Annotated in this window: 18 protein-coding genes and 4 pseudogenes; 10 read left to right on the plus strand and 12 right to left on the minus strand. The window is 55.2% G+C overall.

The window, feature by feature from the left end:
* Positions 1-98: 98 nt before the first annotated feature.
* The 3 genes and pseudogenes from EOD43_RS17960 to EOD43_RS17970 all read left to right on the plus strand — a co-directional run.
* Positions 99-348 (plus strand): annotated as a pseudogene (locus EOD43_RS17960) (IS66 family transposase); the annotation flags it as partial.
* Positions 345-928: pseudogene (locus EOD43_RS17965) on the plus strand (IS5 family transposase); the annotation flags it as partial. The pseudogenes EOD43_RS17960 and EOD43_RS17965, both read left to right, overlap by 4 nt.
* 156 nt (positions 929-1,084) lie before the next feature.
* Entirely contained in the window at positions 1,085-2,578 is a 1,494-nt protein-coding gene (locus EOD43_RS17970) for a hypothetical protein (RefSeq protein WP_127745434.1), read from the plus strand.
* A gap of 509 nt (positions 2,579-3,087) precedes the next feature.
* Here the strand turns inward: EOD43_RS17970 and EOD43_RS17975 are convergent.
* Complete coding sequence (locus tag EOD43_RS17975) at positions 3,088-4,080, minus strand: acyltransferase family protein (RefSeq protein WP_127745435.1); 993 nt, start codon at positions 4,078-4,080, stop codon at positions 3,088-3,090.
* Between the two features lie 45 nt (positions 4,081-4,125).
* The gene (locus tag EOD43_RS17980) at positions 4,126-5,220 is read right to left on the minus strand and encodes a glycosyltransferase family 4 protein (RefSeq protein WP_127745436.1); all 1,095 of its coding nucleotides are present in this window, start codon (positions 5,218-5,220) and stop codon (positions 4,126-4,128) included.
* 90 nt (positions 5,221-5,310) lie between these two features.
* Here EOD43_RS17980 and EOD43_RS17985 point away from each other — a divergent pair, with 90 nt between their 5' ends.
* The gene (locus EOD43_RS17985) at positions 5,311-6,381 is read left to right on the plus strand and encodes a polysaccharide pyruvyl transferase family protein (protein WP_127745437.1); all 1,071 of its coding nucleotides are present in this window, start codon (positions 5,311-5,313) and stop codon (positions 6,379-6,381) included.
* 45 nt (positions 6,382-6,426) lie between these two features.
* Here the strand turns inward: EOD43_RS17985 and EOD43_RS17990 are convergent, their stop codons facing one another.
* A complete protein-coding gene (locus tag EOD43_RS17990) occupies positions 6,427-7,275 on the minus strand; it encodes a class I mannose-6-phosphate isomerase (protein ID WP_127745789.1) in 849 nt (282 codons plus the stop codon).
* A gap of 526 nt (positions 7,276-7,801) precedes the next feature.
* Positions 7,802-8,245: a hypothetical protein gene (locus tag EOD43_RS17995; protein WP_127745438.1), complete on the minus strand. Its 444-nt coding sequence runs from the start codon at positions 8,243-8,245 to the stop codon at positions 7,802-7,804.
* An 889-nt stretch (positions 8,246-9,134) separates the two neighbouring features.
* Here EOD43_RS17995 and EOD43_RS18005 point away from each other — a divergent pair.
* On the plus strand, positions 9,135-9,785 hold the full coding sequence (locus tag EOD43_RS18005) for a class I SAM-dependent methyltransferase (protein ID WP_127745440.1): 651 nt from the start codon (positions 9,135-9,137) through the stop codon (positions 9,783-9,785).
* Between the two features lie 65 nt (positions 9,786-9,850).
* On the opposite strand, the pseudogene EOD43_RS18010 reads toward EOD43_RS18005, so the two are convergent.
* A pseudogene (locus tag EOD43_RS18010) lies at positions 9,851-10,082 on the minus strand (transposase); the annotation flags it as partial.
* Between the two features lie 287 nt (positions 10,083-10,369).
* Between EOD43_RS18010 and EOD43_RS18015 the strand changes: the two are divergent.
* The gene (locus EOD43_RS18015) at positions 10,370-11,413 is read left to right on the plus strand and encodes an acyltransferase family protein (protein WP_164857316.1); all 1,044 of its coding nucleotides are present in this window, start codon (positions 10,370-10,372) and stop codon (positions 11,411-11,413) included.
* A gap of 1,023 nt (positions 11,414-12,436) precedes the next feature.
* Positions 12,437-12,826, plus strand: coding sequence for a response regulator (locus tag EOD43_RS18020; protein WP_127745442.1), 390 nt, complete (start codon positions 12,437-12,439; stop codon positions 12,824-12,826).
* Between the two features lie 59 nt (positions 12,827-12,885).
* Here EOD43_RS18020 and EOD43_RS18025 read toward each other — a convergent pair.
* The 3 genes and pseudogenes from EOD43_RS18025 to EOD43_RS18035 all read right to left on the minus strand — a co-directional run bounded on the left by EOD43_RS18025 (position 12,886) and on the right by EOD43_RS18035 (position 15,587).
* Positions 12,886-13,639, minus strand: a pseudogene (locus EOD43_RS18025) (IS5 family transposase).
* 140 nt (positions 13,640-13,779) lie between these two features.
* Positions 13,780-14,880: an acyltransferase family protein gene (locus EOD43_RS18030; protein ID WP_164857317.1), complete on the minus strand. Its 1,101-nt coding sequence runs from the start codon at positions 14,878-14,880 to the stop codon at positions 13,780-13,782.
* A gap of 368 nt (positions 14,881-15,248) precedes the next feature.
* Positions 15,249-15,587, minus strand: coding sequence for a hypothetical protein (locus EOD43_RS18035; protein ID WP_127745444.1), 339 nt, complete (start codon positions 15,585-15,587; stop codon positions 15,249-15,251).
* Between the two features lie 513 nt (positions 15,588-16,100).
* Here EOD43_RS18035 and EOD43_RS18040 point away from each other — a divergent pair.
* The gene (locus EOD43_RS18040) at positions 16,101-17,042 is read left to right on the plus strand and encodes a HEPN domain-containing protein (RefSeq protein ID WP_127745445.1); all 942 of its coding nucleotides are present in this window, start codon (positions 16,101-16,103) and stop codon (positions 17,040-17,042) included.
* Between the two features lie 135 nt (positions 17,043-17,177).
* Positions 17,178-17,372 carry a DUF6771 family protein gene (locus tag EOD43_RS18045; RefSeq protein WP_127745446.1) on the plus strand — a complete coding sequence of 65 codons (195 nt, stop codon included), beginning with the start codon at positions 17,178-17,180 and terminating at the stop codon, positions 17,370-17,372.
* 384 nt (positions 17,373-17,756) lie between these two features.
* Here the strand turns inward: EOD43_RS18045 and EOD43_RS18050 are convergent, their stop codons facing one another.
* Both EOD43_RS18050 and EOD43_RS24245 read right to left on the minus strand, forming a co-directional pair.
* Complete coding sequence (locus tag EOD43_RS18050) at positions 17,757-18,146, minus strand: type II toxin-antitoxin system HicB family antitoxin (RefSeq protein WP_127745447.1); 390 nt, start codon at positions 18,144-18,146, stop codon at positions 17,757-17,759.
* Positions 18,147-18,175: 29 nt separating this feature from the next.
* Positions 18,176-18,364: a type II toxin-antitoxin system HicA family toxin gene (locus tag EOD43_RS24245; protein WP_420822466.1), complete on the minus strand. Its 189-nt coding sequence runs from the start codon at positions 18,362-18,364 to the stop codon at positions 18,176-18,178.
* A gap of 497 nt (positions 18,365-18,861) precedes the next feature.
* Between EOD43_RS24245 and EOD43_RS18060 the strand changes: the two genes are divergently transcribed.
* Complete coding sequence (locus EOD43_RS18060; protein WP_127745449.1) at positions 18,862-19,542, plus strand: cistern family PEP-CTERM protein; 681 nt, start codon at positions 18,862-18,864, stop codon at positions 19,540-19,542.
* A 223-nt stretch (positions 19,543-19,765) separates the two neighbouring features.
* Here EOD43_RS18060 and EOD43_RS18065 read toward each other — a convergent pair whose 3' ends face one another.
* Positions 19,766-20,200: a Ros/MucR family transcriptional regulator gene (locus tag EOD43_RS18065; protein WP_127745450.1), complete on the minus strand. Its 435-nt coding sequence runs from the start codon at positions 20,198-20,200 to the stop codon at positions 19,766-19,768.
* Between the two features lie 640 nt (positions 20,201-20,840).
* On the minus strand, positions 20,841-21,140 hold the full coding sequence (locus EOD43_RS18070) for a hypothetical protein (protein WP_127745451.1): 300 nt from the start codon (positions 21,138-21,140) through the stop codon (positions 20,841-20,843).
* Between the last annotated feature and the right edge of the window lie 434 nt (positions 21,141-21,574).

The following is a 21,574-nucleotide window of genomic DNA, read 5'->3' on the forward strand; positions in this document are numbered from 1 at the left end:
GCGGCCTCGGAAGAACAACAAGACGGGGCTAAAAATCCAGTCTGAGACGTTCGCACCGAGGGCGGACATCGCGCAGGTCGCCTGTCGTCACGACGGACGCCTGGCTGATGGCGAAGTTCGGCAAGTTGTCACGCAATCGCGACCTCGCCAACGCCATCATGCACTTGCTGCGCCGTTGCAATGCGTTTACACTCCTTAAGTGATGGTCGGGTCTGCTTGACCAACAACGCAGCGGAAAGGGCTCTGCGCCTTGTCCCGCTCGGGCGGAAAACATGGCAATTCTCTTAGTCCGATCGTGGCGGACTGTGCCCCGCCACTCTATACACTTTCATTCAAACCGCGCACCTTACAACCGCTTCGTGCGATGTCGGAAGGCTGGCGTGTGGGACCAGTTGATGGACACCATCACCGCCGCGCGCGGCGGCTACATCCAGATAATCTACAGCACTTCCGTTCGTGTCCACCAGCAGGCCGCGACGGTAGAAAAGGAGGTGTAGATCACTGTCTTGGTCGATCACGCGGCGGGCTTATGACCAAAATCCACGTGGTCGTCGATGCGCAGGGCTTCCCGATCCGGCTTGGCTGCAGGTCAGACACATGATAGGCAGATCGCCGACACGCTGCTCGACCATCTGGCCCTCGCACCACCGCTTTGGCCGACCAGGCCTACGACGCTGATCGTATCCGAGCGCTGATCCAAGACCAAGGTGCCACGCCCAACATACCGCCGAAGAGCAACCGCAAGTGGAAGCCCTGCTTCAGCAAGCGGCTCTAGCGCGAGCGCAACCTTATCGAACAGTTCTTTTCCAAGCTGAAGCACTTCGGCCAGGTCGCCACCCGCTACAACAAGATTGCCGCCAACTTTCTTGCCATGGGCCAGCCAACCTCAGTGCGCCTATGGCTGCGGACTTATGAGCCCACCGCCTAATTTGCGTCCAATCCTATTCAGGGAGCCAAGTGATCGCCCACCTTAGGCGATTGCTGTGATTTGCGCGGTAGCCCTCCGGGGACGCTGATGGTATCGGCGGAGATCAGCCTCTTCGGGCTGACCCGTAGACTGGGCATATCCCAGTGGAGACGCGAATTGATCCCCACGCTCAACGGCCTCGTCATCATTTTGATCGGTGGCTATCTTCTGGTGGCTAGCCGCGTCGAGGCGATGCTCTCGTTGCTGATGGTGACCATGTTGATGGCAGGATCGGCAGCTGTCATCGTGACCGCCTTGGGATCGTCTTCGATACCTCCTGTTAGCGTTGTATCCGGGATGCTGTTCATAAGGCTATTATTCGCGTCCGGCGAAAAAAGGCCGCCGTGGATGGCCGCGTTGCAGATTAACGGATGGTATATCATATTTGCGGCTTACGGCATTCTAAGTGCTGTACTGATGCCCCGGATCTTCGCCGGTCAGATTGACGTGGCGCCACTTCGGCCGATCTCGGTCAAGGGCCTTTTCGACGTCGTGCCGCTTCAGTTTACTTCGCAGAACATCACCAGCCCTTTTTATATCACCGGCTCAATGCTCACAGCTGTGTGCAGTTTTTTGGTAATGCGCAGCGCGCGCGGAGCTATAACCATTGTCCGTTCCGCCGTGATCGTGACATGGATACATGTGCTAACGGGCCTTGCGGGCGTCCTCTTGCCGGCTGAGATTTGGAGAACCGCCACTGGCATTTTCCGAAATGGCTCTTACGCCCAAACCGCGCAATCTGTAGGCGGCTATGCTCGAATAACGGGTATCATGCCCGAACCATCGACCTATGCTGCATACGGGTTCGCCTGGGCAGTCTTTATGACAGAATGTTGGTTGCGAGATGTGATGCCGAAGCGCACCGGACCCGCTGCGGGCGCAATGACGCTCATCCTCATCTTCTCGACTTCCACCACCGCCTACATCAGCTTGGCGGCTTATGGGCTTATCCTGCTTATTCGAGCCATGATCTTCCCAACCTTTTTTAAGCAAAGCAAGGTCATCATCGTGTTGGCCTCGGCGATTGTTTTCGTCACCTCTGCTATGTTGCTTCTTCTGCTGAATCCCGTGCTCGTCGACTGGCTGACAAAGATCTTCTTGGCGATGACCGTCGAAAAGGTGGACAGCGACTCAGCTGAGCAACGCACGTTTTGGGCAAAACAAGGCATCGAAGCTTTCAAGGTTTCGCATGGGTTGGGCATCGGCGCTGGAAGCTTCCGATCCTCTAACAATATAACTGCCATCCTTGGCTCGATGGGGGTAATCGGCATCGCGGCCTACCTCCTTTATGTAATCAAGGTCTTCCGCCCTCTGCGAAGCAGTACCTATTCGAAGACCCGCGATCATTTAGAAGCTGTGGGTGTGGCGTGCGCTTGGACTACCACATGCTATATCATTCCAGGGCTGGCGGGCGCCCCCTCGCCGGATCCGGGACCACTGTTCTCCCTCTTTGCGGGTGCAGCACTCGGCCTCCGCTATTTGCCTTTGCGGGTCCAACTTCGTCCGAGGCCTCATCCTGTTTGGCGGGAGGTCTTCCGCGCTGACGGCGCGTTGCCGGCCCCCGGATCATTACCTCCCCGAGCGACAGCAGAAGCTCCGACGCCTAACTAAAGAAAACATCTCCGGGTTAGCGTGGCGGCTTATAAAAGCAGGCGTCGCACAAATCCTCGTTGATCTTGCAGTAGTCGAGGCGACTTTTACAAACACCGCGAGGCTTACGCGAGTTCAATAGGCGCAGAGGGCGGAAATAAAGCCACATCAAGAACGCGAGCATGCATCTTTTAAAATATCGCAGGGGATCGGTCCGCCGGCTGACAGTTTAAGGTTGAAGTCCCCAATTTGAAGGGGCGCCGGGAAGTCTTTGCGTATCGTTGAGATGCTGATTTATACGACCGACGGGCGGCGGCGGTCGGCCCTCTCCAGATTGCCGTGGTGGTCTGACCCTACTCTAATTCGTGCGTAACGGCTCGGGCGCTGCTCCTTCAAGGATGTAGCTATTTCGACAGCGGGCGAGCGGTTAGATCGAGAGCGATCCGACAGGCACTTGCCAAAATTGATGGCGGGCTTCTCTATGAACCCGAAAGCAGCCACCGCTAGCAGGACAGTTATGGCTGTCGTGGCTACGAAACGGATTGCTCCATAAATGACCCTTTGACGTCACTGAGATTCATAATAGCGGCAACAGTGATAAAGGCGATCATATGAACTATGTAGATTGAGTATGAGCGGTCTCCCTGCCAGAACAGGAAGGACGAAGTAAGAAAGCGCGATAATGGCGCTGCAAACCTTGATCTCGTCGATGCCACCGCCGCTGCCCACAAGCCTAATGGAAGCAGGATTTGCTTGCTAAGGAGGAAGAGGCTCGCGGCTATGGAGGCTATCAGGAATCCCCAATACCAAGCATACATGGAGTTAGTTTTGGAGGTGCGCATTAGGAGGTATGTAGTAGCGCCGACTGTGAAGAGCGGAGCCTTGTTGCCAATGAAGGCGTCGTCGAAAAAGACCCCCAGAGCCATCAACGCAGAAATGGCAGCAACGGCCAAAACTAACTGACCTTTGCTTCGCATGCCCAAAAGAAGGAGCGGAGCAAGCAAATAGTATTGCCACTCAAGCGATATGCTCCATGCTTGGCCAACTATCGTGGGGGAAGACGAAGGGAGCACAGACTGCGGAATCAGCCCTTGCGCGAGAGGCAGGTGGACCAAGACATGAATCGGCAAATTGGACAGAGCGGCCTCAGCGAGTTGCACTCGACCCACATTGGCCCCGCTGAAGGGGGCGTGCGCGAACGTCCATTTAGCCAGTGGCAGCATTGCGATGCTGACCGCCATAACTGCAAGGTAGAGTGGGAAAAGCCTTATACCGCGGCGAAGAATGTAAACGCCGTAACGCTCTTTTTTTCGATCGAGCAGCACAAAGATCACAAAGCCAGAAAGAACAATAAAAACGTCGACCGCGAAGGTGTTCCACATCGGCGGCAGTCCGACAGTGGCTGCAATATGCCCGCAAACGACCCACCAAGACATGAGGCCACGTAATCCGTGGAACTGCTTCACATCGCCAAACATGTCAAAGCGCGCAGGCCTCTCGCACTCCTTGATCGCTTGTTCCAAGTCTACGACCCTGCATCATCTCGGCAATTTTCTGGCCGAAACGGTTTACCTCAGCATCGCCTTTAGAGCGTTTGCCCATCCATCTCGAAATGCTGCCATCGAAAATCGATGCAGCGATCCTTGAGATACGGAGAGGCGTTCCTTCCGCTCCTCGATCGGAAGATGAGCCAAAGCGCGCATGCCGTCGGCTATGCTCCCGATATCGAGAGGATCCACAAGGATCGCACCATCGCCAGCTACTTCCTGAAGAACACTGTTCTCGCTCACCAATGCAACTTGGCCCCTGGCGATCGCCTCGGAGACCGGCATCCCAAAACCCTCAAGAAGGCTCGCCAGTACAAACCCTTGAGCGTTGCTATATAGCCAGGCCAATTGTCGATCGCTGACATAGTCAAGCAGGACCACGTTCGCCGTCTCTCGCGCGAGCTTTTCAACTTCTTCTGCCCCAGGCTCACGCCCGCCGCAAAGAACATAGCGGAAGCCTTCCTCGCCTAACCCTGATTTGGCAAACGCCGCGATCGATCGCACCTGGTTCTTTCGATCGCCGATACTTCCGACCGTCAGAAGGAAGGGGGCATCGATACCATCGACCGGCTCAGGTGCCTCAGGTTCCAAATCCGCCCGCAGAGGAGGGTAGATGACGCGACTGCTGGCTAATTTAGCCTTCGGATAAAGCTTCTCAAAAGCGCGCTGTGAGGCCTGACTGACGAAAATGACGTGCGGCCCTATCCTGGCAATCTCATCATAGATTTTCCGATACATTTTGGCGACTGAAGCGTCGAACAGAGCTGGGTGAGTTACTGGACCGACATCATGACAAAGGATAGCGTCCGATCGCCGGAGCACTGCGGTTGGGACAGTGTGCGGATCCAGATGTAGAAGCGGACGGTCCGATCGGCGCCTTGGCAAGGCGCCCATTAGGCCACCACTTGTCTTGCCCTTAATCTGGAGATGCTGCAGCTTTCCTAGAATGCGGCCTGCGATTCCCCTGGGCGGCTGCTGCCCCCGCACCCGCCAATAGTACACATCTCCCAACGGCAAGCCGCTCGTCTCGAGCAAGTCTCGCCCGATGAAATATTTTCCTGTTCGATTGTAGATGGCCAGCGAAAAATCGACGTCAATCAAGCGACTTGGTTTCATTTGTCTCTTTGCCCCGAATCCCCGCGCGGCACCTAGCCAGAACGCGATCTTACGTCTAGCGACATCACATCCAATTCGGGGTTAACGAAGGTGGCGACGGTGCAGCGCTCAGTAGGTGAAGGTTTTCGGGACCACGACAAGCGCATAGAGTATTTCATCAAGCACGACGCGGTGCAGAACTTTGGCGATTATCTGCCAGAGCTATTTAGCAAAGAGCTCTTCCTTCACCCGCGCGTTGATGCGGACATTTATCGCCTCGTCGGAAGTGTGATCGACGAAAAGTGGGTGCGCCACGACCTAGGTCGATTCAATGGGTTCGTCACCGGCCAGATAGCCTTCTGGTGCTGCGGGGCTCGTGGGTCGGCCGGACTGTCCAACGAAACCAAGCAGCACTGTCTGTTTTTTGGGGTGCGTGGCCCTGAAACACGAGAGGCGCTCAAGCTTCCGGCTGACACTGTCATGGGCGACCCTGGCTTATTGGCGCCGCTATTGCACACGCCGAACTATTGCTACGAAACTGCCGGAAAGTCCGTCTGTTTTGCGCACGTGCACGATGCAAAGGCCCCTGAGGATGTTCTAGGCATGTCGGGTGCCGATATCTTGCTAAGCCCAGTTATTGATTCATCCGAGGCCGCCCTGCGCAGCCTTCTCGATAAGATTGCGTCAGCAGACTTCGTTCTGACAGCATCCCTTCATGCAGCGATCATCGCTTGCGCATATGGGCGGCCTTTCGCGTTTTGGGATAATGGTCACGTCGATATTCCATTCAAATGGCGAGATTTTGCTGGCTCAGTGGGCATACCGTCAGTGTTCGTAAAGGACCTAAGTGAAGGACGGGAAGTCTACGAAAGGCAGATCAAGCCTCGGCTCAAGCTGCCGCCATTTGCCCCCATTCTAGATGTTTGTCCTTTTCTCGTTCGACCCTCTTATATGCTGAAGGCACTTGTCGCTGACGGGCAAATCGATCCGACGTTGGCGGAGCCGGCGATAAGATTGCTTGAACGACAAAAGGCCTATCAGCACGACGAGATCTATCGTTTGCAAGATCAGTCCGCCATCGCGCGGGCTGAGCGTGCTAGGCCGAGTACCTATTTCCTTGGTGGAGCCGGCCTGTTTGCCAGGCGGATCAAAAATAAAGTCCGGGCGGCATTGGGCCTTTGAAGCGCCGCGCTGCTTCGAAAGGACTGCTTTTGTCGCACGGGTGCATCACAACGGCTTTATGATGTCATCGAGCGTTTTCGAGCCGGGGTAGGCGGCATATACCAAGCTGTCCGGTGCAATCGTTAGCCGGGCCATATCTTCAACTATCGCGACTTCGCCGATCGCGAAAGCCTGCCCTTCCAGATCGATCGCGCCCTGCACGGGCATCACCCACAAAGGAACCGATCCGGGTTCGAGCATCATGTCGCCTGCGCCGGTCCAGCGTTCGAGCACGAACTTGCCGCCTTCCGCGATGATCTCCCGATTACCGGGCAAGGCACGCGGCGGCGGATTGCCGTTAAACGGCTTAGGATCGGAAACCGCGATGCCGTCATCAAGGTGAAGTTCGCGCGGGCGGCCATAATCGTAGAGGCGATAGGTCAGGTCGAGATTCTGCTGGATCTCCATCACCCGCAGCCCCGCGCCGATCGCATGGACGGTGCGCGCAGGCGAGTAGATGATGTCGCCGGCCTTGACCGGCTTCCAGGCGACCAACTGCTCAATCGACCCGTCGAGCGCGGCGGCGCGCAGGGCGTCGTGGCTTACGGTTTGTTTCAAGCCAAGGCCGATCGTCGAATGAGTTTCGGCAGCGAGCACGACCCACGCCTCGTCCTTCCCGCGTGGGAAACCGCGCTCCTGCGCAGCCTTGTCACCGGGATGAACCTGGATCGAAAGCTTCTCGCTGGTAAAAAGATATTTGATCAGGAGATCACGCGCAGGCGCTCCGCCCTCTTCATCATACCAGATTTCGCCGACGGGCGCTTCAGCTGCGGGCTGATCGGGAAAAAGCGGAGCCAGATCGTGCCGTCCCCAAGGCTTCAATACGCGATGAGTCTTCAGCCTGATGACGGTCAATGCAGTTCTCCGTGAACTTAGATGAGTGCGACCGGCGCGCCCTCTCATGGTAGCAGTTGAATAGCAATTCTTGGCCGTCGACCCGGCTGACTCTTTAAGAGGGGCATATCTCCATCCGGAACTGATGGGCACATAGCGACGGGGACGCGCCGTTCGACAAGGCGCGTCGCCGTCTCCCCCTGGCAAAGCGCACCTATGCGAGAGGTTAGCCCAGATACACCCGCACCCGGCGCCGACCAATCTCTTTGCTGGGACGGCTCGTTTTCCTACATGCCGAGGCGCGCCGACACGTTGCGTGCCTGGTCGGATGCCAGCGCAATCGCTTTAACATCATGACGCGAGCGCCCGGCTGTCATCGCGTCTGCAAATGCTCGCGCAGCGCCAACATCCGGATAATGCGCGACGGGTACGAATTGGTCCTGATGCGTGCCGGCCGTGCCGCGGTAGATATATCCTGCGGTCTACCAGCCCCGCTTAGTGAGCGCCGGCTCGATCTTCCAATCCTTGTCCGCTTCTCACGTGGTGATCACTTAGCGTCCTTTCGAAAGGTCTCGATCCTTCTCAGCGCCGCATGCAGGCTCTGCGACCGACCAATATCGTTCTTGCTTTGACAGGATTCACAGAAATATCGGATCGCCTCAGCTGGCACCCCGACGAACCGCAAAGACTCCAACGCCAGGCGCACGTCAGCGCCGGTCTGCACCCCTTGCATGCTCCGATCCACGGCCGCTTGCAGCACCGCGATAGCGTCATCCATTTGGCGTTTTCGCCAGATCCACGACGCGCGGGCATATTGACGAAAAATGTGATGCCAGTGCGCCCCTGCGTCGGCGAATGGGGCATTGTCGCTCGTGCCGCGACGGGCATAGTCCCACATCTTCTCAGCGAGCTCGGCGGCAAGCGCATCATGGTCATTCGTCGTGCAGGGGCGGCAGCGGTCACTCACGCTCGAGATCGCGCTCGACGTCACTAATCGCTTTCCTCTCATCCGGTGTTATGCCCATCATCGCTTCGAGCAGCGTAGCCGGGTATCTCTTGGCGGAGGCCGACGGATGGACTTCTGGCGGCATGTACATGGTCAGTCCTTTGATTCGGGAGGCCTGAAGCCGGTGGAGGCTTCGATCGCTGTTGCCACCGCCAGATAATGCTCGCGCCGGCTGGCGTTATAGGCGGTGAGTGAAAGGCGCCTCGCATCGTCGAGCGCCGCCCCCCAACTCGCCCGCCACGGCCCACACGGCCAACGAAATGCGGTAATCCAAAAATGGGTCGGCGGCTTCGGACAATCGAGGTCGACCAGCTTCGCAAATCGGCTGCGGCGACCCGGTGCATCACGGGCCGAAAAAGAAGGCAGGCAGGTTGTCGTCAGGGATCGGCGCGAAGATCTCGGGCTTCTAGTCCAGCGGGATCCGTTGGGTGTCGGTTGGATGATAGAATGTGCCGTCGATACCCTCGCGCAATGCCGATCGCCCCAGGGCACGAAAGAGAGCATAGTCGCCCTTTTACTTCTCGATCAGCTCAAAGTCGTAGCCTGGCCGCTCGTCGTCGCTGATGGGCTTAACGCCCTTGATAAGTCCGTTGCTGCTCATACGGGCCTCGGTGGCCTCGATCGGAACAAAAAAGGAACATCCTTTCCGATTCGGTCTAGAGCGACTTTGACACGGGTATCGTTCAAGGGCTCTAATCCGACGCAGGATCACAATTCCGATAAGATACAATCAAAATAGCAGTAAATCCTCACATGATCTTGCCATCCGAGGGATAGCGCGTCAGATTAAATATCAATGGATGAAGAGCTGTCATAAATAAGGCTGTCGACTGGGAACGGGGGGGGTGTGAGGAATTCATCGCGGACTTGGCTCATGCGCGAGAATGAGAACTTTGCGACGACGATTTCGCCCGGGTCGTTGGTTCTAGACGCGGGAGCCGGTGATCAGCCATATCGCCATTGCTTCTCCCATTGCACCTATGAGGCCGCAGATTTTGAGAAGGTGGATAAGCCCTACGCCAAGTCTACCTATGTTTGCGACCTCAGTTCTATACCGGTTGCAGATGCTCGTTTCGACGCCATCGTATTTAACCAGGTGATGGAGCACCTGTCGGATCCACTTACAGTACTGAAGGAGCTGCGGCGCGTCCTCAAGCCGGGCGGCCGGATGATATGTACGGCGCCGCTCTTTTACGAGGAGCACGAGGTTCCTTACGACTTTTATCGGTACACGCAATTCGGATGGAGACACCTTCTCGCCAAGGCCGGCTTCGAAATAGAGAAGATTGGTTGGATGGAAGGGTATCTCGGGACGGTCGCTTACCAGTTGCAAACGGCGGCGCGCTATCTGCCAATCAGGCCGCGAGATATCGCGCCGGGGGGGCTTGGATACGTCGCGCTTCCCGCTGTTGCCCTTACGAAGTTTGCTTCACATCTGTGCGCGCGGTTATTTTACCGCCTCGACGAGAAACATCGCTACACAGCCAAAGGCTTCCCGAAAAATTATGTGCTGACAGTGAGGTAAGCCCGATCGTATTAATCAAGGGCGCAATAGAGGGAACAAAGTGTTCTAGGTTCAGGATTCGTTGATCAGAGCCAGAAGATGAGGGTGGCTGCGAGAGCGATGGTGGAGAAGAAAACGGAGGGGCACCGGTCGTAGCGCGTGGCGACGCGACGCCAGTCCTTGAGGCGGCCAAACATGATCTCGATGCGGTTGCGACGTCTGTACCTGCGCTTATCATATTTAAGGGTTGGAGCCAGGAACGCACGGCTTGATACCCTTCGCCTTCAAAGCCTCCCTGAACCAGTCGGCGACATTGCCGTCGGTCTCCGTCTGCGTCACCCCGCCTCTGATATGCGATATCGCTTACGCCGCGTACTTTAGCGTGGAACGTCCCAGAGATAATATCTACAAAGTAATGTTAAAAAGGCCTCCAATCGCAAAATAGATTAAATTGACATTATCGAAATTGTCAGAGACTATTACCGACAGGTGTTTTTAAATTGTTTGGCAGAATGCGGCAAGTGATCGTCGCACCTTTGATCTGTTCACAATGTTTTGACGATTGCTTTAGGTGTGGCTGACGGCGCACCGATATGGAGGGCATTTTGGAGCGTAACATTCAAGGTCTTCGCGCAATCGCCGCTTATATGGTGGTGGTTCACCATATCCTCGATACGTTCGCTAACAATCTCGGGTTTCATCATCCGATAAATAATATGCGGACCGGCGGCGCCGGCGTCGACATTTTTTTCGTGATAAGTGGTTATATCATGATGTTGACGACAAGCGATCGGCCCATTGGTCCAAAGAGGTTTCTTTATAATAGGATTATAAGAATCGTTCCTATGTATTGGCTTTTGACCATAGTTGCTTTGATATTAATTGCAGCTGGATTTAAAATGTTTGGTCAAAACCCGATCGACGTGAAAAGGATATTAACGTCTTTTGGATTTTTGCCATATTTTGGCTCTAGCGGAAAAGTGATTGATCCAATCCTGTTTCCGGGTTGGACGCTGAACTACGAAATGATGTTTTATATCGTTTTTGCTTTGTGCTTGTTGAGGCATGATGTTAAATTTCGTATTTTGAGTGTTTGCTGTATCTTATTTTGCTTTTGGCTAGCGCAAGTGTATATCGATGATCCTTTAGTCGATTATCTTGGTGCTGACGTGATTATCGGCTTTGCAGCCGGGATAATGCTTTGGAGGGTTAGCCGTCATAATATTGTGTCGCCCGTTATTGCTGCGGGTTTCTGCCTTCTTGGCGTGCTTGCGCTGGTCATGTTGGATTATCCCATTCCGTTCCCGATTCCGCATGCGCGTTTGATCGTGATCGCCGGGGCGCTTTCGATCGTCTTTGGCGCTGTATGCCTCGAGCGGCATGGCATAAAGATTAAAGATGGATGGTTGATGCACGAAGGGAACGCGAGTTATTCGCTATATTTAATTCATCCTTTTGTGTTGCAGTTCGTAGCCAAGGTGGCGAAAGTGATGCATTTTGGTGGAGGATATTTAGCCTCTTTCGGCCTAGCCGCAGTGATGCTGATCACCTCGGGTGTCGCGGCTAGGTTGCTTTACAGTAAGTTGGAACAGCCTCTTTCAGAGATTTTGAAGTTGTCTCGCCGGAAGGCCAATTTTGTCCGAACATAAAAGTTTTGGCGGCGCATTTCCCTGCTTATTGGGGAAGTTTATTGTCCGCTAACGGCGGCCGCGAGGCAGGCGGACTCGAGCTTGTCGTAGCGGGTGGGAAGCCCATCTAGCGGCTGAACAAGCGCTCGGCGGCGTTCCGGCCTTTGTAGAGCGGTTGCTAGAAGGAGTTTTTCCTGCGGTGGCCCGCCCTAGTTAGGATGTTGTGCCCGCGCTTTGGCGCTCAATCAGATCCAGGATGTCGACGTCGTCATATATATTGCAAGATAGCAACGGGCTTGGTCCCAGATCTTCCAGTAACGGGTTAGTTGCGCAGCATTCGCTACATCGATCGAGGGCAAAGGGCTGCGAACAGGAAGTACTTCGCCGTTGGTGAGCGCGTGAAGCTTGCCGGTGCGGCCACCCCGATTGATTCCAATCGCTTGGGCGAAAGCCTGCCTTGTCCGCCGCCCTCCGAACGGTGGGTCTTCATGTGCGTGCTTCCGAGCAACACTTCGTCAGGCCGCCTGCCCGTCATTGCCAAGAGGACGAAGGGATCCTGCCACACGCCCTTAGCCACCCCTCGACGAAGCTGTGGGAAGTCTTTTTCGAACCTTAGCGCGGCAGCCTATCGCCCCGCCGTCGGCCCGATCTGAGTTCGTGGATGATGCCGCCGACCACGCGCCAATCACCGCTCTGCGCAACGCCGTGAATTCTGTGCTTATTCAGCAGCCGAAAACTCTTAAGCTGCTCCCCACTAAGCCGAAATTCCGTTAAATGCTGTGTTCTGCTATCATAGAGCATGGCTCGCATTCTCGCCGCGAAGGCAATCCCGCTTATCGTGCCGAACCGTAGCGTTTTGAAAGTGTGAGCTTTTGGCTCCACACGCTCTCAAATGGCTTTCGCCGGAAATGTAACCTGTCTAAATCGACGTTATAATGACCTGATCTGCAAGTGGGCGACTGTCTTGGTGGCCACCTGTTTGCAGCGCGAGGTCTGATCGCCTTGGGCTTCTGCGACAGGCGGACAAGATGATCACAGTAGATCATGGACTTGGGTGTGCCAGAAACTGAAATCTCGCTAAAGTCAGCTTTAGTTGTCGACGACGAGACGCTCATTCGGCAAATCATCTCCGCAGAGCTGCTCGCGCTCGGTTATCAAGTTTTCACGGCTGCTAGCGCGGACGAGGCAATCGTTCTTCTTTCAGAAGGATCGTCTTTTGATCTGCTGATAACCGATGTGCGTATGCCTGGATCAATGGATGGCATAGAATTGTCTCGTAAGATGCGCGAGTGTTGTGTCGAACAGCAAATTATAATCATGTCGGGGTTCACGGGATATGACGCAGTGAATTCTCAAGAGTTTCTACATTTTCTACAGAAGCCCTTCACAGCGAAGAGATTGAGGGAAGAAATATCTCGTCTTGTCCATGTTTAGCTGAGTATGCCGGAAATATTCCGAGATCTGCGAGGGATTAAGATTCCATTTGGGAATATTCAGGGATGGAAGGTCCTTTGCAGCATGAGGCTTTCGAGCGCGACGTGGATCATCGCCTCCGAGACATCGATCCGTTGCTCGTAATCGCGGACCAGGTGTTTCCATCGGGTCATCCAGCCGGAGGTGCGTTCGACCAGCCAACGCCTGGGCAGCACCTTGGAACCGGGATCCTTGTTGGTCCGGCGAACGATATCGAGAACGAGGTCGCTATAGGCGGCGGCATCATAAGGGGGGGCGATCATAGGCGAGGTCGGCGAATAGGTGCCTGAGCCAGGGCCAACGCTTGCGGACCGCAGCGACGATCTGCTGGGCGCCGGCGCCGTCTGAGGCGTCGGCGGCGGTGAGATTGACCATCAGCGGCCTGCCGCACTCCTTTTTACCCGCGTCAAATCCATGCTTTTCTGCGGCGGGCGCACTGATCGACTGGCTATGCAAGACGGCGGCGGTCGGACTGTGCTCGCGACCTTCACGCTCGCGGTCGATCATAAGCGTGACATCGTGGATGGTCTGCAACAGCAGCCGACGCATGAAGCGGCAAAACCACCAATATACCGTCTGCCAGGACGGAACGTCATTCGGCAGCATCCGCCAGCCACTGTCCATCCGTGCCAAATATCGAGATGCGTAGAGCGCATCGCGAAGATCGGTTCCGGGCTTGCGCCCGCGCTCCGATACTGCCAGCAGGAAAGGCTGAATGAACAGCCATTTCTCGTCCGTCAAACCGGTCGGGTCCACATCCCGACCTTCAGGCAAGCTAAAGAACGAAAATGAATGACGGGAGCGGGTTGAGCAAAGTGCATATCTCCAAAACACCGTTTTCCCGTACGCTGGTCACAAGAGAGAGCGTCGATTTTTTTAAGACTTTTCCTGTAATGGCTTCGCACTATCGTTGTTCAGCGTCGTATGACGCTAGATAGACGTGCTGTGAGTGGTTTCTCGAGATAATAATGAATGAATATTGATATAATAGCAGAAATAATGATGACCATAATCACGGGCAATATCTGATTAAAGCTCGAAATCTTAATGCTGCGCTTTAGAATTGCCGCATAAGCAGTCATTATAAATGGATGGGTCAAATATAATGCATATGAAGCAGAGCCTAATATGACGCCAAATCGAGAAATGCCAGAACGAGCCTCTGCAAAGCTTATCGAGTACGCTACCAGCAGTACTGATGGGATGCCCCATGCTGCTACCCGCTGAACATCCGGCAGGCCCGATGTTGTTCCATGTGGGACAAAGACAGGAGCTGCGACGATAGCAATAATTGACGAAGCTGCTACCCAGATGGGTATCTGGACCTCATTTACGATTGCATATCGACCCAGCCAAAGTCCCATGCAAAATTCGAGTGTGATGGGCTTGTTCAAAAATCTCTGCAATGTGCTATCTGGCATTAGAAAGCTAAAAAGATAAAGAATAAAAATTGCGATTGTGCAGCGGGTTGCCATTTGTAAAGACGAAGGCTTGGATATAAGCATAATCGCAAAAATGACATAAAAATACATCTCATATATAAGCGTCCATGACACACCAATTATGAGATTTTTACTCGGGACTAATAAAAGTGGATTAAGCAGTCCGCCAATTACGAGACTTTTGAATAGACCAAAAGAGTGGGCGAGCAGGACGAGGGCGCAGCAGATCCAGTATAGTGGATAAATCCGGATTGAACGCTTTAGCAGAAAAATTGTGGGTTTAGTGATCTTTGTCGGATCGGAAAACGTAGTCAGCATCATGATAAAACCGCTGATTACGAAGAATATATCCACGCCCGCGGCGCCGCTGGTGGCAAGCCAATCTGGACTGAATGTGCCCGCTGCACCCCGTGACTCTTCCAATGCATGATGCGCGACGACAATGATCGCTGCGAACGCTCGGAGAATCTGCAAGCCTGCGATTTCCCGCAAGCCCTTCTTATCGGGTGGCGTCACGTTTGCGCCGGATGAGCTTGGACGTTGAGCCCGAGGCTGCTCGAAGAGATCGCTCACCATTCCCCCATAAAAAAGCTTCAAACCACGATATCACAGAAGCGTGGGCAGCAAATGCGATTTGCTCGCTGGAGTGGCGCGCAGATCAAATGTTGGTGCCAAAGTCGGACCCCATGATCGTCGCTTAGCCTGGATGGCGCTGCAAGCAACTTTATTTCAGTGAGAAAAGGGGAGGCGGTTACTCGATGGTGTGCAGATGCAGGTAGAGGCCGCACGCTGAGGAAACTCCACGCGGTAGCGCGTCCCGTGCATGATCGAAGGCGGGCGAGAAGCGTTGTTCGACACAGTCTGCGAATGCAGTATCATCTCTGGCAGATCAGATTGAGAGCCAATGCGGTAGCGCGCGAATATCGTTTCGCCGAAACGTTCTAGTCAGAGCTTAGAATCGGCGTATTCAAGGCTTTTACATTCCCACGACGCATTGTCATTCCGATGGCGACGAAGCCCATTAGCAGCATCGCCCATGTCGATAATTCTGGCACGGCATTGGGTGTAGTAAGCGCCAAGCTCGGTGACGTAACCGAAGGATCCTGGCGCTTGGGGGGCGAGATAAAGTTCGGTGTTGAGGACGCGACCCACATCGCAGGAAAGATCGATCCTGGATGTAGCGGCGCCCCAATCGCACCTAAGGGCGGCTCGCCGCCTCCCGGGATCTCGATGTTGCCGAGTTCCCAAATGCCTCGCCTGAGGTCGTCGAAGTTGGTCATGTCCGATCTATCGAGTAGGACCTCCACCGGCCCAGTCTTGGATTTGCCGGTCAGGCCTGCCTGTACAATGGCCGCAGATTTGCGTGGCCTTTCGGCTGCAATGTGGCGGTGGGGAAGCGCGGACATCATGAGCGTCCGGTAAGCCGGATCACGAAGCACTGGTGATCCGGACAGCGAAGATGCGGAGTAGCCGTGAATCGAGAAACCCACTAACAACGCAGCTGAGCAAAATCGTAATTTACGCACACGCAATACCCACTCTCAATGGGTAATATCTACTCAATTATGGGAATAACTACACCAAATTTAATTCGGACCTATTTGAAATTATAGCAGCCAGTTACTTGGTTAATGCGAAAAAGTTTCTCGATATGATACGATGCCACTGAATCGCTTCGATCAACAAAACGCCCAGTCGCACAGAGCGACGTCAATGCACATGGTGCGTATCTCGCGCATTCCGATGGCGAATATATTCGTGATCGCCGGACTCGCGCCTGCTATCGACGCACGATGCGGTCCGATCTCGACCATCTACCGGCTGACAAGCAGCGAGAGCTATCGAAGGTGGTGCAAATCCTCTTCGAGGAGTTTGACGACGCGTTGGCTATGGCTCAAGGTACCTGGAAGCGACGAGGGCGCATCCAGAAGGTCATTCTGTATGGAAGCTATGCCCGTGGCGAGTGGGTCGACGAGCCTTACACCGCGAAGGGCTATCAATCGGATTTCGATCTCCTCGTTATTGTAAGCGACAAGCGTCTGACCGATCGTGCAGCCTATTGGTCCAATCTCGATGCGCGCCTCATCCGCGAACAGACCATAACTCATGCGTTACGCACGCCTGTGAACATCATCTTTCACACATTACAGGAGGTAAACGACGGGCTCGCGCACGGTCGTTTTTTCTTCATGGACGTGGCACGTGACGGTATCGCCGTCTACCAATCGAGCGACAGCGACTTACATGAACCGAAACCGAAAACGCCTAATCAAATACTGACGACCGCTCAGGAATACTTTGATGAATGGTTCTCCGCATCCATGCGCAGATACGAATTTGCAAGATTTGGAATTGAGAAGGGCCACACGAAGGAAACAGCGTTTGAATTACACCAGACGGTTGAGAGCCTCTATCATACCCTTCTTCTGGTGCGCACCTTCTACACCCCTCATGTCCATAATCTGGGCTTCCTGCGGACCCAGGCAGAACGTATCGACCGCCGGTTGGTAGATATCTGGCCGACAGCCCATCGCCGCGAGCGCGCGATGTTTGAGAAGCTCAAGGAGGCGTACGTGAAGGCGCGCTACTCACGCCACTATAAAATCAGCGAGGAGGAGCTGCGCTGGCTTGGCGGACGTGTGGAGGAACTCGGCCGGGTCGTTCATGAGCTTTGCGTAGAGCGCCTCGCGGAGCTCCGGGCGGCGGTCGAAAACACACGCTCGTCCACCGACTGACCAGAGCAGGTGCTCACCGAGACAATCCGCTATGCTGCGGTGCGAGACCCCTTATGCCCTCGACGTATCACATCAAATCGCGCAAACGTTTACTCATGACTATTCGCGAGATTTCTGGTCTACGATAGGGATCCTATGACGATCGACCTACAGACCATCATACATAGCGTGATCGCCCGAGCGCCCCAATGGGTGCGCCAGGATCTGCTGGCCAAAGAGGCGGGTGTTCGAGAGCGAGCCGAAGAGGCTCTCGCTGCCATGATCGCAAGCGCGATTGCCAAGGCGCAGTCGCCGTCCGCGGCGCCTGGCGAAGGCACGAGCAACGGGTGATGTTGGGTTTACATCAACTCCAGAATAGCCGGTGATCATCGCGCTAGCAGCAAAAGGATGGTCATGGGCCGCCTGATAGGTCTTATCATTCTTGCCATTGTCGCAGGGGCGCTGACATTACTCTTCGATTGGCCCTCCTGAGCCCAATCGCGAGGCCCGGCGATCACGCTGTACCTATGGCTACGTTGGTGCCTCGATAAGCAGTGCTGAGAAGGGCGAATGCCTAACCATTCCGTTCTTGGACGGCCGAAGAAGCCGAGGTCGATTTGCTGCTCTCACCTGTCGAGGTCGAGCGACCAACGCCCTTAGAGACCTGCAAACTCCCACCCCCCCCCTGACGCGCGATGAACATCAACCTCGTGCGCTTCGTCCTGCCTCGCTAGTTTAGATCGTACGTGCCGCCAGCGCCATTTTGGCCGCATCAGCCAGAAAACGAGACCGGTTCTCGCTCACCCGGTCGATCTGTCGGATGAGGCTCTCTTCCAAGAAGAGGTCGACGCGCAAGATGCGGCCAGGCTGTAAGGCGCGCACCAGAAGCCGCGCAACTTCATCGATGCTTCTGTCACGCTCGATTTCATCGAGCGCGGATGGTTCGGGGAGAATGTCGCCATGCTCGGCAAGTGTCGCCAGGTGGCCAATCACGGCATTTTCGGCTGCCAGCGCCGCCTCGTGCAGTGTTGAGCCTGCCGACGTGCACCCGGGCAGATCGGGGAAAAAAACGCTGAATCCAAGACCGGCTCGTTCAATGATGGCAGGGTAGAAGACGACAGCCATACGTTGTGCGCGCTCCCCTCGAGACAGTCCTAACAGTGCGATGCCGAACAAAGTCGTTGAACACTTGCGACGAGGCCGGGGCCTACCTCATTGTGCAATGGCGGAAGAGTGACCGTTCCAGCCTTGTCAGGGTGCCGAAAGTGCTTGTGACCAGCTGTCTGCCGGACTTGGTACCATCCACCTTGCGCCAAAATGCCGATGATCTCGCTGCTTCGCATCACGATGCCCTCGCTGTTAACCTTTCAACGCACATGTCGAGCCGTTGGGCAAGTCGAATGAAAAACGACCGACAATTTTCCCTAAGTTTGAGCCGGGTTGTGGCCAAAAGCTCGGCAGAATGTCATTCTTGTGGACGCGGGCGGCTAAGACAATCGATGAGACGCCGAACTAGCCTCGCAGCCGCGGTATTGCCGACTTAAAAATCTCTGCGGGCGTAAAATGTTGTGAGGACTCGCCACCTGATGAGGTCAATCGAGCGATCGATAAATAATATGCGCCTGCGGCTGGGATGCCATGCTGAAAACTAATGGCCTCGTTCACGCGACTCGCAGTGACACGGTGCGAGCAGGGATAGAATCGATTGCGTCTCAAAATTGGACGCAGACTATAAGCTGTTGTCGTACGGTGGAATTGTCTCTCGTCACCATTCATAAATAAAACTGAAATGGCAGCAATTTGTGTGTAGTATAGAGGCCGGGATTGTGGGGAGGAAAGTATGCGTAGTGTAGGGGTTGCTTTTGCAGCGCTGCTGGCGACGGGGGCAATGCCGGCGAATGCCGTGTCGACAATCAGCGGGTCGTCTGTATTTTTGGACGCCAGCGATCCTCTCGCTTTCAACGTAGATTTCGCGGCGCAAGGCGCTAACTCGAGCGGCGCCACTGGCCAGGCCACATTTAACTTTCTCGGCGCTAGCAGTGGAAACACCGTTTATAGCTTTAGCTATAATATCGCCAACACCTCGACCGGTCTGAGTTCGAACTCGCGACTGGGGGCCTTTGGCTTGAATGTCAGCGTTGACAATCCAACACTCAGTGCGACCGGCACGCCTTTCTCTGCGATGACCAACGGGGGGAACTTCAATGGTCTTGGCGTTCGCGACCTCTGCTTCTACGCCGGGCCAAATTGCAATGGCGGCGGAAATGCCGGCATCAACGTCGCCACAGGTGAGGTCAACGGAACCTTCACGCTGACCTTTACCTCTGCGACATCATCATTGAGCCTTACCGATTTCGTCGCCCGCTGGCAGGCCGCACAGAATAATGGGTCGACATCCGGTTTGGGCACGCCAAATGCCATCCCCGAAGCGTCGACATGGGCGATGCTGCTCATCGGATTTGCTGGCATCGGCCTAACTGCGCGCCCCCGCCGAGCACGTGAAAAGCTCGCGATCGCCTGAAACACCGGTCTCCATAGGCTTCCCGAGCGGACTTACGGGGGATTGGGTAATGGCGAGTCCGTCGACCAGACGGCAATTCTGGTTTGATTTGCTTACTCGCGACCGCCCAACGGATCGGTAACGCGATGCCCGGCAGTGAAGAGAGGGGCTGCCGGGCAAAAATACATCGCGAGTTTCCTGCCTGAAGCGAGTGCAGCCGCGCATGGACCGTGCTCTGCCGCTCTTACTCGGACCCGTCCGGATCAGTACGAACGCCGGCCACTGGTCGCTTCCCTAGCTTTTTCCCAAGCTCATATTTTGCGGCAAGTCGCCGTCGCTCCACGACATAATTGGGAGCGATCATCGGATAATCCGAAGGAAGGTGCCACTTCGATCGATAATCTTCAGGTGACATCTTGTGGTAACTGGCAAGATGGCGCTTGAGCAGCTTTTGCTTGGATCCACATTCCAGGCAGGTGAGTATATCCGGCTTGACGGAGGCACGTATCGATATGGCGGGTGTGGGGGCTTTCTGATCTGAAGCGGGTCGCGACAGTCGGGTCACCACTTCGTGGATCGCGAGCAGAAGCGGTGGCACCTCCCGCATTGCAACCCGGGTTTTCAAAAAATGAGCTGCGACGATATCTGCCGTTATGTTCGCGAGTTTGCGATTGTCCATGACGGCCCCATTCTCGTTCGTCGTGTCAGAGGCCGTATATAATCCCGCTTTCGGCATGCGGGCTACAGGCTGTGGCGCTGGATTGGGATCATCCCCGCGAGGTCGGGCCCGATGCTTGATCCGCATTAATCCGGCTGGGCAGCGTGATGGCGCTGATCACCACGAGGGCTCCTGCGGTCAGCGCCCAAAGCTCGGATACAGGCGACATTAGTGGTGCAACGGTTGCTCCCACGGCGCTGGCAAATTTTATGATGCCCAGCCAGGCAGCGCCAGCCAGTGCGAGCATGATGAGACGCGCCCCAGATTTTCCGATCGACACCATAACCTCCCAACTCTTCAGTAGAGCGGCTTCACCATGCGCAAACACGCGCAAAGCGCATAGTCAATGATTGTTAACTGGGACGCATGGGCCCTCGCCTCGCGCCGATGGCTGCGACGAAAGTCTAACAGGACTGAGCAGAGCGAAGTCGCGTATCTCAGGCGCTACCCGATCGGCGCCCAGCGCGTCAAAAAATCGGATCGTTCAACGAGATGGCAGTCAGTTGCTCGGTGCGCGGCGAGGCGAACGAGAAGACGGTGCAAGGAAATCAGTTAGAAGGCCACGATTGATCCGGTACCGCTGGCCTGCGGCAATGATATATTACCAGGCAGTTGGGCTTTGCCGGCTGGTCAGCAGCGCTCGGGCCTGCCGCTGTGCTTCGGCGATCTCGCGCGCTGTCATATTCTGAGACACCTCAGCACGGCACTCTCCTGCCCGCCTGTCGCCCTTCACCGCGGCGATGTTGAACCACTTGTGGGCTTCGATGAGGTCCAGACCATAACCATCGGTCCCTGCCGAATAGCATATTCCCAGATCGAAACAGGCATCGGTGTTTCCGCTAACCGCGTCGCGGAGCCGGCTGTCTGCGAGAAATTGCTGCGTACTGATGCTGTGGCCCATGTCCGCTAGTTCCCTAAAGAGAGCGCGGCCGGTTCAGATCTGGATCTCAGGCGCCGGCCCCTGCCAACGTTAATCCAGCCATAACCTTAATATTTGGTATTCGGGGAATGCTTGCAAGGACAGATGCTCGATCGTCCACGTCGGGCACAAATACGAAATGCTGAAGTAGGGGCTCAGCCATCGACGCGCACGCCGACTTTCTCGCAGAGGGAACAAACAAGAGCGGCCTCATCCCTTGTTCGAGCACTCACTGGACGACCTTAGCCGCCTGCGCATGGAAAGACGGTCCAGTATATGGCCACGCTCAGAGGCGGTCGAGCGTGGCCATACATCATTCGCGGCAATCTTGCCGTAATGCACGTTATCGCATCATGATCTGACTAATTCTTAAATGAGCGATCGAACGAAGCTCATGATTGCGCCCCGTCACGTAA

The sequence above is a fragment of the Sphingomonas crocodyli genome (assembly GCF_004005865.1).
Lineage (GTDB): Bacteria > Pseudomonadota > Alphaproteobacteria > Sphingomonadales > Sphingomonadaceae > Rhizorhabdus > Rhizorhabdus crocodyli.

What these genes read in the sequence shown, in the direction of transcription:
- EOD43_RS17980 (WP_127745436.1), bottom strand. Translation starts at nt 5,220, where the DNA reads ATGAAACCAAGTCGCTTGATTGACGTCGATTTTTCGCTGGCCATCTAC.
- EOD43_RS18005 (WP_127745440.1), top strand. Translation starts at nt 9,135, where the DNA reads ATGCGCGAGAATGAGAACTTTGCGACGACGATTTCGCCCGGGTCGTTG.
- EOD43_RS18020 (WP_127745442.1), top strand. Translation starts at nt 12,437, where the DNA reads ATGGACTTGGGTGTGCCAGAAACTGAAATCTCGCTAAAGTCAGCTTTA.
- EOD43_RS18035 (WP_127745444.1), bottom strand. Translation starts at nt 15,587, where the DNA reads ATGACCAACTTCGACGACCTCAGGCGAGGCATTTGGGAACTCGGCAAC.
- EOD43_RS18040 (WP_127745445.1), top strand. Translation starts at nt 16,101, where the DNA reads ATGCGGTCCGATCTCGACCATCTACCGGCTGACAAGCAGCGAGAGCTA.
- EOD43_RS18045 (WP_127745446.1), top strand. Translation starts at nt 17,178, where the DNA reads ATGACGATCGACCTACAGACCATCATACATAGCGTGATCGCCCGAGCG.
- EOD43_RS18050 (WP_127745447.1), bottom strand. Translation starts at nt 18,146, where the DNA reads ATGGCTGTCGTCTTCTACCCTGCCATCATTGAACGAGCCGGTCTTGGA.
- EOD43_RS24245 (WP_420822466.1), bottom strand. Translation starts at nt 18,364, where the DNA reads ATGCGAAGCAGCGAGATCATCGGCATTTTGGCGCAAGGTGGATGGTAC.
- EOD43_RS18060 (WP_127745449.1), top strand. Translation starts at nt 18,862, where the DNA reads ATGCGTAGTGTAGGGGTTGCTTTTGCAGCGCTGCTGGCGACGGGGGCA.
- EOD43_RS18065 (WP_127745450.1), bottom strand. Translation starts at nt 20,200, where the DNA reads ATGGACAATCGCAAACTCGCGAACATAACGGCAGATATCGTCGCAGCT.
- EOD43_RS18070 (WP_127745451.1), bottom strand. Translation starts at nt 21,140, where the DNA reads ATGGGCCACAGCATCAGTACGCAGCAATTTCTCGCAGACAGCCGGCTC.